This is a genomic window from Pseudomonas haemolytica, assembly GCF_009659625.1.
Classification (GTDB): domain Bacteria; phylum Pseudomonadota; class Gammaproteobacteria; order Pseudomonadales; family Pseudomonadaceae; genus Aquipseudomonas; species Aquipseudomonas haemolytica.
The window spans coordinates 43166-56421 of sequence record NZ_VOIW01000007.1; the positions used below are offsets into that span (position 1 = coordinate 43166).

The 13256-nt window shown below is 59.0% G+C and carries 17 protein-coding genes; 9 read left to right on the plus strand and 8 right to left on the minus strand.

Annotation, left to right across the window (positions count from 1 at the left end):
* Nucleotides 1-275: 275 nt before the first annotated feature.
* The gene (gene bamJ / locus FRT59_RS21890) at nucleotides 276-893 is read left to right on the plus strand and encodes a BamJ family beta-barrel-assembly machinery protein (protein ID WP_034115957.1); all 618 of its coding nucleotides are present in this window, start codon (nucleotides 276-278) and stop codon (nucleotides 891-893) included.
* Between the two features lie 63 nt (nucleotides 894-956).
* Here the strand turns inward: bamJ and FRT59_RS21895 are convergent, their stop codons facing one another.
* From FRT59_RS21895 to FRT59_RS21905, 3 genes are all read right to left on the minus strand, one after another.
* On the minus strand, nucleotides 957-1214 hold the full coding sequence (locus FRT59_RS21895; RefSeq protein WP_003194088.1) for a PA4570 family protein: 258 nt from the start codon (nucleotides 1212-1214) through the stop codon (nucleotides 957-959).
* A gap of 159 nt (nucleotides 1215-1373) precedes the next feature.
* Nucleotides 1374-1715 (minus strand): zinc ribbon domain-containing protein YjdM, encoded by a 342-nt coding sequence (locus FRT59_RS21900; protein WP_034115956.1) that lies wholly within the window; start codon nucleotides 1713-1715, stop codon nucleotides 1374-1376.
* A 227-nt stretch (nucleotides 1716-1942) separates the two neighbouring features.
* Nucleotides 1943-2911, minus strand: coding sequence for a polyprenyl synthetase family protein (locus tag FRT59_RS21905; RefSeq protein ID WP_034115955.1), 969 nt, complete (start codon nucleotides 2909-2911; stop codon nucleotides 1943-1945).
* A 239-nt stretch (nucleotides 2912-3150) separates the two neighbouring features.
* Between FRT59_RS21905 and rplU the strand changes: the two genes are divergently transcribed.
* From rplU to FRT59_RS21940, 7 genes are all read left to right on the plus strand, one after another.
* Nucleotides 3151-3465 carry a 50S ribosomal protein L21 gene (rplU, locus tag FRT59_RS21910; protein ID WP_003176051.1) on the plus strand — a complete coding sequence of 105 codons (315 nt, stop codon included), beginning with the start codon at nucleotides 3151-3153 and terminating at the stop codon, nucleotides 3463-3465.
* Nucleotides 3466-3499: 34 nt separating this feature from the next.
* Complete coding sequence (gene rpmA, locus FRT59_RS21915) at nucleotides 3500-3757, plus strand: 50S ribosomal protein L27 (RefSeq protein WP_003176049.1); 258 nt, start codon at nucleotides 3500-3502, stop codon at nucleotides 3755-3757.
* A gap of 193 nt (nucleotides 3758-3950) precedes the next feature.
* Nucleotides 3951-5174: an Obg family GTPase CgtA gene (gene cgtA, locus FRT59_RS21920; protein WP_005791308.1), complete on the plus strand. Its 1224-nt coding sequence runs from the start codon at nucleotides 3951-3953 to the stop codon at nucleotides 5172-5174.
* 111 nt (nucleotides 5175-5285) lie between these two features.
* Complete coding sequence (proB, locus tag FRT59_RS21925; RefSeq protein ID WP_153872532.1) at nucleotides 5286-6401, plus strand: glutamate 5-kinase; 1116 nt, start codon at nucleotides 5286-5288, stop codon at nucleotides 6399-6401.
* Nucleotides 6402-6417: 16 nt separating this feature from the next.
* On the plus strand, nucleotides 6418-6882 hold the full coding sequence (locus FRT59_RS21930) for a CreA family protein (protein WP_034115953.1): 465 nt from the start codon (nucleotides 6418-6420) through the stop codon (nucleotides 6880-6882).
* A gap of 101 nt (nucleotides 6883-6983) precedes the next feature.
* Nucleotides 6984-7466, plus strand: a complete 483-nt coding sequence (locus FRT59_RS21935; RefSeq protein WP_034115952.1) for a glutathione peroxidase — start codon at nucleotides 6984-6986, stop codon at nucleotides 7464-7466.
* 219 nt (nucleotides 7467-7685) lie between these two features.
* On the plus strand, nucleotides 7686-8789 hold the full coding sequence (locus FRT59_RS21940; RefSeq protein ID WP_153872397.1) for an NADH:flavin oxidoreductase: 1104 nt from the start codon (nucleotides 7686-7688) through the stop codon (nucleotides 8787-8789).
* A 49-nt stretch (nucleotides 8790-8838) separates the two neighbouring features.
* Here the strand turns inward: FRT59_RS21940 and FRT59_RS21945 are convergent, their stop codons facing one another.
* The 3 genes from FRT59_RS21945 to cysZ all read right to left on the minus strand — a co-directional run bounded on the left by FRT59_RS21945 (nucleotide 8839) and on the right by cysZ (nucleotide 11167).
* Nucleotides 8839-9018: a hypothetical protein gene (locus tag FRT59_RS21945; RefSeq protein ID WP_034115950.1), complete on the minus strand. Its 180-nt coding sequence runs from the start codon at nucleotides 9016-9018 to the stop codon at nucleotides 8839-8841.
* A gap of 151 nt (nucleotides 9019-9169) precedes the next feature.
* The gene (locus tag FRT59_RS21950) at nucleotides 9170-10348 is read right to left on the minus strand and encodes a glycosyltransferase family 4 protein (RefSeq protein WP_153872398.1); all 1179 of its coding nucleotides are present in this window, start codon (nucleotides 10346-10348) and stop codon (nucleotides 9170-9172) included.
* A 54-nt stretch (nucleotides 10349-10402) separates the two neighbouring features.
* Nucleotides 10403-11167: a sulfate transporter CysZ gene (gene cysZ / locus FRT59_RS21955; RefSeq protein WP_153872399.1), complete on the minus strand. Its 765-nt coding sequence runs from the start codon at nucleotides 11165-11167 to the stop codon at nucleotides 10403-10405.
* A gap of 294 nt (nucleotides 11168-11461) precedes the next feature.
* Between cysZ and trxB the strand changes: the two genes are divergently transcribed.
* Nucleotides 11462-12424 carry a thioredoxin-disulfide reductase gene (gene trxB, locus FRT59_RS21960; RefSeq protein ID WP_003194076.1) on the plus strand — a complete coding sequence of 321 codons (963 nt, stop codon included), beginning with the start codon at nucleotides 11462-11464 and terminating at the stop codon, nucleotides 12422-12424.
* 182 nt (nucleotides 12425-12606) lie between these two features.
* On the opposite strand, the gene FRT59_RS21965 is transcribed toward trxB, so the two are convergent.
* Together FRT59_RS21965 and FRT59_RS21970 are read right to left on the minus strand one after the other, a co-directional pair.
* Nucleotides 12607-12948, minus strand: a complete 342-nt coding sequence (locus FRT59_RS21965) for a HopJ type III effector protein (protein ID WP_034115947.1) — start codon at nucleotides 12946-12948, stop codon at nucleotides 12607-12609.
* Complete coding sequence (locus FRT59_RS21970; protein ID WP_032879544.1) at nucleotides 12941-13237, minus strand: DUF1244 domain-containing protein; 297 nt, start codon at nucleotides 13235-13237, stop codon at nucleotides 12941-12943. The genes FRT59_RS21965 and FRT59_RS21970 overlap by 8 nt, the downstream gene beginning before the upstream one ends.
* Between the last annotated feature and the right edge of the window lie 19 nt (nucleotides 13238-13256).

Consider the following 13256-nt stretch of genomic DNA (forward strand, 5'->3'; position numbering starts at 1 on the left):
GCTCCTTGAAGAGTGATGTCTGTCTGCTGGACGGTGTGTTGTTGTTTGAGCCAGCCAAGATGTGTAGGGCTGTATCGGCGGCAAAGGATGATTCTGAAGTACTTTTCTTGCGGGGTGACGAAGGGGCGCCATTGCGGCTGTACCTGACCTACGACCTGGCGCTCTGGTAGCCGGGGAGGGGGGCTGATCACGGGCCGGTCTTGTGTGCTAGTCTGCGGGCCCTTTTAGTTCTGGGCGACGCGGGAAACCGTGTTGCCCTACAGCGGAGCCTCTTCATGTCCGAAGTTAATCTGTCCACCGACGAAACCCGCGTCAGCTACGGTATCGGCCGTCAGTTGGGCGACCAACTGCGCGACAACCCGCCACCGGGCGTTAGCCTGGACGCGATCCTGGCTGGCCTGACCGACGCGTTCGCGGGCAAGCCAAGCCGTGTTGACCAAGAGCAAATGGCTGCCAGCTTCAAAGTGATCCGCGAAATCATGCAAGCCGAAGCCGCTGCCAAGGCTGAAGCCGCAGCAGGCGAAGGCCTGGCATTCCTGGCTGAAAACGCCAAGCGTGATGGCATCACCACCCTGGCTTCCGGCCTGCAATTTGAAGTGCTGACTGCCGGCACCGGCGCCAAGCCGACCCGTGAAGATCAAGTGCGTACTCACTACCACGGCACCCTGATCGACGGCACTGTGTTCGACAGCTCCTACGAGCGTGGCCAGCCTGCAGAATTCCCGGTTGGCGGCGTGATCGCCGGTTGGACCGAAGCCCTGCAACTGATGAATGCCGGCAGCAAATGGCGTTTGTACGTGCCGAGCGAACTGGCTTACGGCGCTCAAGGCGTTGGCAGCATCCCGCCGCACAGCGTTCTGGTGTTCGACGTCGAGCTGCTCGACGTTCTGTAAGACCTGTTGTTGATTACCTGTTGAGGCGAATGCGTTCGCCCCAACAGGGATTTGCCAGGTTGTTCATGGATGGAACTTGCCATTCAGCTCCGTCGCCGGGCGCAACGCACGGGCATAGCAGAACAGAAATAAATTCCTCACCACTTCCTTCAGTACTCCAGGCTCACTGGAACTCAGGCCATTGACGTCCAGGTCTCCCTGATCCTGCAGTTCGTTCAGCGCTTCTTCCTCAAGCACCGCACAGACTTCGCCGGTTTCCCGATGCAGGATCCGCAGGTAAGGGTGTGGACGGTCCAGCCAGGCATCTATCAAATAAGTCATGGTCGTTCTCCTTGATGGGTTTCAATGAGAATAATTCTTATTCGTAGAATAGCAAGTGTCTATTGGCGGTTTCTGGGTTTTTCTGTGTGGGTATTGCGTTCGATCAACGGGGAGGGCAAAACGCCATCCCGCGGCGGGCGCGGGATGGATACAGCAGGATCAGACCTTGCGCACGAACTCGGACTTGAGTTTCATCGGGCCGATACCGTCGATCTTGCAGTCGATATCGTGGTCGCCGTCGCACAGGCGAATGTTCTTGACCTTGGTGCCGACCTTGACCACCAGGGACGTGCCCTTGACCTTGAGGTCCTTGATCACGGTAATGGTGTCACCGTCCTGCAGGACGTTACCCACAGAATCTTTCTTCACGGTTTCATCGCTGGCCACTTCGGCCTCGCCATTGGCGGACCACTCATGGGCGCATTCCGGGCAGATCAGCTGGGCGCCGTCTTCGTAGGTGTATTCGGAATTGCATTTTGGGCAGGGTGGCAACGTGCTCACTAAAGCTCCTTGAAAGTCAGGATGGCTAAAAGTCGCACATTATATAGGGGTTTGTGGCTGGGTAGGGCCGCCTAGAGTGGCAATACATTCTAAATATTGGCAATACAAACAAAATGTGGGAGCGGGCTTGCTCGCGAAAGCGGTAGGTCAATTTATAAGATATTGACTGACACTACGCTTTCGCGAGCAAGCCCGCTCCCACACTAGCCCGCGTTCTCAGATATTGCTCAGTGAGTACGCGCCACCGCGAATTCGCTCAGCTCAACCAATGCATCCCGGTATTCGCTGGCAGGCAGTGCTTGCAGGCACTTGATCGCACGGGCCACGTAGTCACGCGCCAGTTGTGCGGTGTACTCCAGGGAACCTGAGGCTTCGACGGCGGCACGGATAGCCTCCAGGTCTTCGATCCCGCCTTTCTGGATCGCCTTGCGCACCAGGGCGGCCTGTTCCGGCGTGCCTTCGCGCATGGTGTAGATCAGCGGCAAGGTCGGCTTGCCCTCGGCCAGGTCGTCACCGACGTTCTTGCCCAGGGTTTCGGCGTCGCCCTTGTAGTCGAGCAGGTCGTCCACCAGTTGGAACGCCACGCCCAGGTGATCACCAAAGGTACGCAGCGCCTCGGCCTGTTCGGCAGTGGCGCCACACAGTGCAGCGGCGCTGTGGGTTGAGGCTTCGAAGAGCATCGCGGTTTTGCCGCGAATCACTTCCATATAGGTTTCTTCGGTGGTGCTGGCGTCGCGGACTTTGGACAACTGCAACACTTCGCCTTCGGCGATGATGCGCGTGGCCTGTGAAAGAATCTTCATCACCGGCATCGAGCCCAGCTCGACCATCATTTCGAACGAGCGCGAATACAGGAAGTCACCCACCAACACGCTCGGCGCGTTGCCCCACATGGCATTGGCGGTCTCGCGGCCACGGCGCATGCCGGACATGTCGACCACGTCGTCATGCAGCAGGGTGGCGGTGTGCAGGAACTCGATGGTGGCGGCCAGCAGGCGCAGGTCATCGCCTTCACGGCCCAGGGCCTTGCCACACAGCAGTACTAATAAAGGACGCAGGCGTTTGCCGCCCGCCGACGTAATATAGTCGCCAATTTTGGAGACCAGCGGCACTTTAGACGTCAGCTGCTGCTTGATGATGCCGTCGACGGCGCTAAAATCGTCCGCGACCGCGCGGTAGAAAGCTTGGGGTTGCATCAGCGACAGTCGCTCCAGAAGGGTTGCGCGGCATGCTAGGACTCAGGCCCCCTAGTGTCAAGGCGCGATAGACGGCTACTTGCAACGCTTCAAAGGCTTGCGTACAATCGCGCACCCTGAACTTCCTGGGCAGCACCTGCCTTACGCAATTGCATTCGGGACGTCCATCCCATGCAGCCATGCCAGCCAATACCTCTTCTTATAAAGCGCTGGGTGAGCAGGATTATCGGAGAAATACCATGTCGTACGCAGTAATTGTTACTGGTGGCAAGCAATACAAGGTCGCCCCAGGTGAATACCTGAAGATCGAAAAACTGGAAATCGCTACCGGCGAATCCGTTACTTTTGATCGCGTTCTGTTGGTCGCCAATGGCGATGACGTGAACATCGGCGCTCCAGTTGTTGCTGGCGCTACCGTTGTGGCTGAAGTGATCTCCCAAGGTCGTCACGATAAAGTCCGCATCATCAAGTTCCGTCGTCGTAAGCACCACATGAAGCGTATGGGCCACCGCCAGTGGTACACCGAGATCAAAATCACCGGTATTCAGGCTTAATTTCAGCCTAATTCCTCACTAGGAGAATTGACTCATGGCACACAAAAAAGCTGGTGGTAGTACCCGTAACGGTCGCGACTCAGAAGCCAAACGCCTTGGCGTTAAGATGTATGGCGGCCAGAAAATCATTCCGGGCAACATCATCGTGCGTCAGCGCGGCACCCAATTCCACGCCGGTTACGGTGTAGGCATGGGTAAAGATCACACCCTCTTCGCGAAAATCGAAGGCGTGATCAAGTTTGAAGTAAAGGGCGCGTTCAACCGCCGTTACGTGAGCGTTGTCGCAGCTTAATTGCGAGATCGCTGGAAAAGCCCTGTCTTGCGACGGGGCTTTTTCGTTTGTGGGGTGAGTCTCTTGCAAAGCTGTTTGTGATGGGCTCAAGCGCTGGTTGTGCGGTCGTTGATTGAGGTCGCTGCGCTCATTTTTGCAAGAGTCTTATGTCTTGGTTTCTTAAGCTCGTCCATGCGGCGAGAGGCGTTTTGTTATGAAGTTTGTTGATGAAGTTTCCATCCGAGTAAAAGCAGGCGATGGCGGTAACGGTTGCATGAGTTTCCGTCGCGAAAAATTCATCGAAAACGGTGGCCCAAACGGCGGTGACGGCGGTGACGGCGGTTCCATCTACATGATGGCCGACGAAAACCTCAACACCCTGGTCGACTACCGTTACACCCGGCACTTCGATGCCGAGCGTGGCTCCAACGGCGGCAGCACCGACTGCACCGGTAAAAAAGGTGAAGACCTGGTACTGCGCGTACCGGTCGGCACCACGATCATCGACTCCGCGACCCAGGAAGTGATTGGCGACCTGACCAAGGCCGGCCAGAAGCTGATGGTTGTGCAGGGCGGCTGGCACGGTCTGGGTAACACACGATTCAAGTCCAGTACCAACCGTGCACCGCGCCAGACCACGCCGGGCAAGCCGGGCGAGCAGCGCGACCTGAAGCTGGAAATGAAAGTACTGGCAGACGTTGGCCTGCTGGGCCTGCCGAACGCCGGCAAAAGTACCTTCATCCGTTCGGTATCGGCCGCCAAGCCGAAAGTCGCCGACTACCCGTTCACCACCCTGGTGCCAAACCTGGGCGTGGTCAGCGTCGACCGTTGGAAGAGCTTCGTGGTCGCCGACATTCCCGGCCTGATCGAAGGCGCTTCCGACGGCGCAGGCCTGGGGATTCGCTTCCTCAAGCACTTGTCCCGCACCCGTTTGCTGTTGCACCTCGTTGACATGGCGCCGTTGGATGACACCAGTGCAGCGGACGCCGCCGAAGTGATCGTCAGCGAGCTGACCAAGTTCAGCCCGGCCCTGGCCGAGCGTGATCGCTGGCTGGTACTGAACAAGTGCGACCAGATCCTCGAGGAAGAGCACGAAGAGCGCGTCAAGGAGATCGTCGATCGCCTGGAGTGGGAAGGTCCGGTCTATGTGATCTCGGCCATTGCCAAAGAAGGCACTGAGCGCCTGACCCGCGACATCATGCGTTACCTGGAAGACCGCGCCGACCGCCTGGCGGCCGACCCGGTATTCAAGGCCGAGCTCGCCGAGCTCGACCAGCAGATCGAAGACGAAGCCCGCGCCCAGTTGCAGGCCCTGGACGACCAGCGCGCCCTGCGCCGCAGCGGCGTGAAATCGGTCCACGACATCGGCGACGATGACTGGGACGAAGAAGACGTGGATGATGAAGATGGCCCGGAAATCATTTACGTGCGCGACTGATCCGTTGCGATAAACTTGAACGCCGCTCCTTATAGAGCGGCGTTTTGGTATCCGGGTATAACGTTATGGGCGGCGCTGGGTCGCGCGGCCCTCACTTTAAGGTTGAAGATGATGCGGAGCAAAGTGACAGGTGCGCAGCGCTGGGTCGTAAAGATCGGAAGTGCGCTGCTGACGGCGGACGGCAAAGGTCTGGATCGCGCAGCCATGAGCGTCTGGGTCGAGCAGATGGTGGCCTTGCATGAAGCAGGTGTCGAGTTGGTGCTGGTGTCGTCCGGGGCCGTTGCCGCCGGTATGAGCCGCCTCGGCTGGACCGCGCGACCCAGCGCGATGCACGAACTGCAAGCCGCCGCCGCCATCGGTCAGATGGGCCTTGTGCAAGCCTGGGAGTCCAGCTTCGCCGAGCACGGCCGCCACACGGCGCAGATCCTGCTGACCCACGACGACCTGTCCGACCGCAAGCGCTACCTCAACGCCCGCAGCACATTGCGCGCGCTGGTGGAGCTCAAGGTCATCCCGGTGATCAACGAAAACGATACGGTGGTCACCGATGAAATCCGTTTCGGTGACAACGATACTCTGGCCGCCCTGGTGGCCAACCTGGTAGAGGCCGACCTGCTGGTGATTCTCACCGACCGCGATGGCATGTTCGACGCTGACCCGCGCAACAACCCCGACGCCCAGTTGATCTACGAAGCCCGCGCCGATGACCCGGCGCTGGATGCAGTCGCCGGCAGTGTCGGCGGTGCCCTGGGCCGTGGTGGCATGCAGACCAAGCTGCGCGCTGCGCGCCTGGCTGCGCGTTCCGGCGCCCACACCATCATCGTGGGCGGGCGCCTGGAGCGTGTGCTGGATCGCCTCAAGGCCGGTGAGCGCATCGGTACGCTGCTATCACCGGAACGCGGCATGCTCGCGGCGCGCAAGCAATGGCTGGCCGGACACCTGCAAACCCGTGGCACCCTGGTGCTGGACGAGGGCGCGGTGTCGGCGTTGTCCCAAGGCAACAAGAGCTTGCTGCCGGTGGGCGTCAAGCTGGTACAGGGCAGCTTTCGCCGTGGTGAGATGGTGGTGTGCGTCGCGGACGGTCGTGAGATCGCCCGTGGCCTGGCCAACTACAGCGCTCTCGAGGCGCAGAAGATTATTGGACAATCGTCTGACGCCATTGTCGGACTCTTGGGCTATATGGCGGAACCGGAGCTGGTGCACCGCGATAACCTCATCCTGGTTTAAACGAAAGGAATACCCGATGCGTGTAATGAAGGGATTACTCGGCCTGTTATTGGTCATGCCACTGCTGGCCTCGGCCGAAGAAATCGCCCAGGTCTCGACGGTGTTCAAGTTTGTCGGCCCTAACGACCGGATTGTGGTCGAAGCGTTTGACGACCCCAAGGTCGATGGCGTGACCTGTTACCTGTCCCGCGCCAAGACCGGTGGTGTCAAAGGTGGCCTGGGCCTGGCCGAAGACCGCGCTGAAGCGTCGATTGCCTGCCGCCAGGTTGGCCCGATCCACTTCAAGGGCGAGCTCAAGGACGGTGACGAAGTATTCAAGGAGCGTACCTCGCTGGTGTTCAAGACCATGCAGGTGGTGCGCTTCCTCGACAAGAAGCGCAATACCCTGGTGTACCTGGTCTACAGCGACCGCCTGATCGAAGGCAGCCCGCAGAACGCGGTAACAGCGATCCCGATTTTGCCGTGGCCGACCGCTCAGTAACCCGCAGGCGCGTTTTGTCATCGGCGTCTATGATTGCAGCCTTGCGGGTTGTAAGCTCCAAAGGCTGCAATGCAAAGAACATGGGATATCTGGAGTTCGTCATGAGTGCTTTCCACGATCTGAAACTCAAAGCCTTGGACGGACAAGAGCTGCCACTGGCCCCCTTCAAGGGCCAGGTTGTACTGGTGGTCAATGTGGCGTCCAAATGTGGTTTGACCCCGCAATACGCGGCGTTGGAAAACCTCTACCAGCAGTACAAGGACCAGGGGTTCACGGTGCTCGGTTTGCCGTGCAACCAGTTTGCAGGCCAGGAGCCGGGCAGCGAGGAAGAGATCCGCGAGTTCTGCAGCCTGAACTACGGTGTGACCTTTCCCCTGGGCAGCAAGCTGGAGGTGAACGGTCCGGATCGTCATCAGTTGTATCGCCTGCTGGCGGGCGAGGGCGCCGAGTTTCCGGGTGATATCACCTGGAACTTCGAGAAATTCCTGTTGGGTAAGGATGGCCGGGTACTTGCGCGCTTTTCGCCACGTACGTCCCCGGACGACCCGACTATCATCCAGGCCATCGAAAAAGCCCTGAGCTGAAACATACCCACTGTAGGAGCGAGCTTGCTCGCGAAGATCGCCAACGATAACGCGCTTATCCTGGTTTGACGCGTGTCCTTGAGTTCTTCGCAAGCAAGCTCGCTCCTACAGGTATTCGGCTGCATTTACCCCCTTAATCACCCAGATCAATAGTGCTATCAAGCACTACTCACTCCCCATATTATAATCGTCATAAATTTCTTCCCGGTGGAGTGCTCCATGCTTGTCCAAGCCTTGTTCAAACCGTTTCAACTGGGTGCACTGCAATTGTCCTCCCGCGTCGTCATGGCCCCGATGACCCGTTCGTTCTCCCCGGGTGGCGTACCCAACTCCCAAGTCATCGAGTACTACCGCCGTCGTGCGGCTGCCGGTGTGGGCCTGATCATCACTGAAGGCACAGTGGTCGGTCATCAGGCTTCCAATGGCTACCCCAATGTCCCACATTTCTACGGTGAAGCCGCGCTGGCCGGCTGGAAGAAAGTGGTCGACGCCGTGCACGCCGAAGGCGGCAAGATTATTCCGCAGCTGTGGCATGTGGGCAGTGTGCGCCGTATTGGTACGGAGCCTGATGCCAGCGTTCCAGCCTACGGCCCGATGGAGAAGCTCAAGGACGGCAAGGTGGTCGTACACGGTATGACTGCCCAGGACATTAAGGACGTGATCAATGCCTTCGCCCAAGCCGCCAAGGACGCCCAGGCCATCGGCATGGACGGCGTGGAAATCCACGGCGCCCATGGTTATCTGGTAGACCAGTTCTTCTGGGAAGGCAGCAACCAGCGCACCGACGAATACGGCGGTAGCCTGGCCAACCGTTCGCGCTTTGCCATCGAGCTGATCCAGGCGACCCGTGCTGCGGTCGGCCCGGCGTTTCCGATTATCTTGCGTTTCTCCCAGTGGAAGCAGCAAGACTACACCGCGCGCCTGGTGCAAACCCCGGAGGCATTGGCTGAGTTTCTCAAGCCATTGGCTGACGCCGGCGTGGATATTTTCCACTGTTCCACCCGCCGTTTCTGGGAGCCGGAATTTGAAGGCTCCGACCTCAACCTGGCCGGTTGGACACGTCAACTTACCGGCAAGCCGACGATCACCGTGGGCAGCGTCGGCCTGGATGGCGAGTTCCTGCAGTTCATGGTCAACACCGACAAGGTCGCACAACCTGCCAGCCTGGAAAAGCTGCTGGAGCGCCTGAACAATGATGAGTTCGACCTGGTGGCGGTGGGCCGTGCGCTGCTGGTTGACCCGGATTGGGCGGTGAAGGTGCGCGAGGGGCGCGAGGGCGACATCTTGCCGTTCAGTCGTGAGGCGTTGACGACTCTGGTCTAAGGGGCCGGACTCCCTGTGATGATCACAGGGAGTTTTGTCGCTTTAGGGGTTAATACTCGGGTCGCTTATTCAGCTCTTTGTGGTGATCGGTCTTGAGTGTGTCTTTATGCCCAGGCTGACCGTAGGTTGGCGGCTCTGCACGCGCTTGATCCAGCCATTGCTGCTGGCGTGTCCATTCCGCGGTTGGCATGTTGACGCCATTACGTACACCCATTCCATAAGTTGGCATGTTCAATATCTCCATTATTAAAAGGGCCTGCTTGGCCAGCAGGTATCAATGGTTGGCGTTCTGCGGCCAATGGTTCCCCTTTTAAATACCAGGCAAAACTTGAGTGGCCTGTAACAGGCTCGCCGCACGCTTCATATCATTGGCAGATTGTTCAGCGCACGTAAGATTGCGCTGGAAGGGCGAAACTCTCCCCGCATACACCGCGTAAGTGATGCTCGAATTGCTCGATAATCGCTGCCCAGCCTTGGCGACTGGCATGTTGGCGCGCATTCAGGCGCATGCGCCGCAAGCTCTCTGTTTCCTCCAGCAGCCAATTGGCGGCGTCGCAAAAGGCATCTTCATCCCCAGGCATCGCCAGCACGCCGTTGTAGCCATGGCGAATATGCTGGGCTGCAGCCGCCTGGTCGTAGGCCACGACGCCCAGCCCCGAGGCCATGGCTTCCAGTACCACGTTGCCGAAGGTTTCTGTCAGGCTGGGGAACAGGAACACATCGCCGGACGCGTAGTGCCGCGCCAGTTCTTCACCGCGTAAGGCACCGCAGAAAATCGCTTCGGGGAGTTCTTTTTCCAGCATCGCCCGTTGTGGCCCATCACCGACGATGATCAGTTTCATCTGGCGCGTTGGGTAACGGTCCTGCAACGTCTCGAAGCCGCGTTTGAGCAGGCCGAGGTTCTTTTCCTGGGCCAACCGCCCTACATGCAGCACCGCGATTTGTTCATTGTTCAATGCCCAGCTTTCCCGCAACGCGTTGTCGCGTTTGGCTGGGTGAAACAATTGACTGTCGACGCCCCGTGACAGCATCCCCAGGCGCTCGAAATGCCGGCGCCCCAGCTCCAGGCGCTGACTGGCGCTTGGCACCAGGGTCAGGCTCGAACGGTTATGAAACCAGCGCAAGTAATGGGTGACCATGCGGCTCAGCAGGCTCAAGCCATACTGGTTCGAATACTGCTGGAAATTGGTGTGAAAGCCGCTGACAACACTGATGCCCAGGCGTCGTGCTGCGCGTAGGGCGGATAGGCCCAAGGGGCCTTCCGTGGCGATATACAACACATCCGGGCGCTGTCGGGCCCAGCGCCTGAGTAATTTGTGCATCGACGATTGCCCCCATTGCAGCCCTGGGTAACCCGGTAGTGGCCAGCCGCGACACAGCAGCAATTGATCGTCACTCGACCGGCTCTGGTCAGCGCCCTGGCGGGGGCGCACCAGTTCGACCTGGTGACCACGCGAGCGCAAACCCTCGCACAGGCGGCCGAGGGTATTGGCCACCCCGTTGATTTCCGGCGGGAAGGTTTCAGTAATCAGGGCGATGTGAAGCGAAGCTCTCGTCATGACCCACAGTGTCACCGTGGGCCATGTCGTCATTGTGTCAGTGGGATGATGGATTTATGACGTGGCCACCGCTTGCCCCGCCATCGCCTCGGCGCCTTGCTCACGCACCCAGAACAGCGTCGCCCCGGCCACTGCCGCCGGCATCATCAACAGATTGACCACCGGCACCAGCAGCACCAGGTAGACGATGCCGCCGAAGCTCATGCTCTGCCAGCGTTTCTGGCGCAGCCAGGCGAGCATTTCGTTCCAGCCCAGCTTGTGGTTATCCGCCGGGTAGTCAATGTATTGGATCGCCATCATCCATACGCCAAATAGCAACCACAGCGGCGCCGCGATCAGGTTGACTACCGGGATGAACGACAGGATGAACAGGCCGATGGCGCGTGGCAGGAAGTAACCCAGCTTGCGCATTTCCCGGGCCAGGGTACGCGGGACCATTGCTGCCAGCTCACTCCAGCTGAACGGCGGGAAGTCATCGGTGCCCCGCACCACCACTTCAACTTTCTCCGCGAGAAAGCCATTGAACGGTGCCGCGATGATGTTGGCGAGCATGGTGAAGGTGAAAAACACCATCAGCACCACCAGCACGACAAACAGCGGCCACAATAGGTAATTCAAAAAGCCTAGCCAGTTGGGCAGCGTCGGCATCAAGCTATCGACCCACAGGCTGAACTGATGGCCGGCGAAATAGATCAAACCGACGAACAACACCAGGTTGATCGCCAGCGGCAGCAATACAAACAGGCGCAGGCCAGGGCTCAACACCAGTTTGAGGCCTTCACGCAGGTATTGCGGGCCGGAAAGAGCAGGGGCAGGCATGGAGAACTCCGAGCAGGATAGCGAACGCGCCGACCTTACCGGCTTTGCGCACGATGTGAAAGCACGGGCCGGCAGGCGACATCCGGGGTTACAAAGGCGTCGATTAACCTGATCAAGGGCATAGAGCGCACCTATGAGCTGGATTGTTAATGCGTATTTCCTTAATCTTGCCCCCCTCGATACGCTGCACCCATTATTTTTCAGGACCTGGCGAGTTAAAGCCTTCCCCAAGTGCTTCGCGGTCCTTTTTTATTCCAGCCGCCCTGTGGTCCGGGCGGTCGATAGGAGTGAGTCATGTCTGATACCCGTCATTCCCGAGTGATTATTCTCGGTTCCGGCCCTGCCGGTTACAGCGCGGCTGTCTACGCTGCCCGGGCCAATCTCAAGCCACTGCTGATCACTGGCATGCAGGCGGGCGGTCAGTTGACCACCACGACTGAAGTCGACAACTGGCCGGGTGATGTCCACGGTCTGACCGGCCCGGTGTTGATGGAACGTATGAAAGAGCACGCCGAGCGCTTTGAAACCGAGATCGTTTTCGACCATATCAACAAAGTCGATTTCTCGAAAAAGCCTTATAGCCTGACCGGCGACAGCGGTGTGTACACCTGTGACGCGCTGATCATTGCCACGGGTGCCAGCGCGCGTTACCTGGGCCTGCCGTCGGAAGAAGCGTTCATGGGCAAGGGCGTTTCTGCCTGCGCGACTTGCGACGGTTTCTTCTACCGCAACAAGCCGGTTGCCGTGGTCGGCGGCGGCAACACTGCCGTGGAAGAGGCGCTGTACCTGGCCAACATCGCCAGCACCGTGACCCTGGTTCACCGCCGCGAGACCTTCCGCGCCGAGAAGATCCTGATCGACAAGCTGCATGCCCGTGTGGCTGAAGGCAAGATCATCCTCAAGCTCAACGCCACCCTGGACGAAGTCCTGGGCGACAACATGGGTGTAACCGGTGCTCGCCTGAAAAACAACGACGGCAGCTTCGACGAGCTGAAAGTCGACGGCGTATTCATCGCCATCGGCCACACCCCGAACACTTCGCTGTTCGAGGGCGTGCTGGAGGCCAAGGACGGCTACCTGGTGGTGCAAGGCGGCCGTGAAGGCAATGCTACCGCGACCAACATCGAAGGTATCTTCGCTGCCGGTGACGTGGCTGACCACGTCTATCGCCAGGCCATCACCTCGGCCGGCGCCGGTTGCATGGCGGCCCTGGATGCCGAGCGTTACCTCGATGGGTTGAAGGACGCTTCGTTCTAAACCTGTTGAAATGAAAAAAACCGGCTGAGAGGCCGGTTTTTTATGCGCTGGATTTAATGATCAATGCAATACAAGTGTGGGAGCGGGCTTGCTCGCGAAAGCGGAGTGCCAGGCACTGAATCTGGCTCTGATACACCGCTTTCGCGAGCAAGCCCGCTCCCACATTTTGATTGGTGTTTGACTCAGGACTGGCGGCTCAGGGGCTGCGCAGCAAATTTCACCCCTGCCAACCCATGGGCAATCAGCGCCCGAATATTGCCATGGTCACTGCCCTCAGGCGTCGCCACCACCGAACGGTAATGCTCACCAAACGCCAGCAACGCTTCCTGGTCGTTCAACCCTTCCAGCAACGCCAATCCCAGCGTCTTGCACGAACCTTCATTTTGCCCGGCAGCATTTTCCACCGTGCCATTGGTGAAAGCCTGTGGCTGGTAGTCGTAACCGGCCGCGATAAAGGCCAGGGTATCGGCAAAGACGTGTTCGCCGCTGTTGAGGCTGGCGCGCAGTGTATTCAAATCAGTCATGGGGTTTTCCTTTGGCAAACGCGGCCTGTTGGTCGGCATTGGCTTCTTGCTGGTACTGGGCTTTCCATTCGGCGTACGGCATGCCGTACACCACTTCACGGGCATCATCGAGGCTGACCTCGATCTGGCGTTCGTCGGCCTCGGCCTTGTACCACTTGGACAAGCAGTTACGGCAAAAGCCGGCGAGATTCATCAGGTCGATATTCTGCACATCCTTGCGGCTGTCCAGGTGGGCTACCAGGCGGCGGAAGGCGGCGGCTTCGAGTTCGAGGCGTTGTTGATCGTTCATAGGGCTCACTGCAGATTCA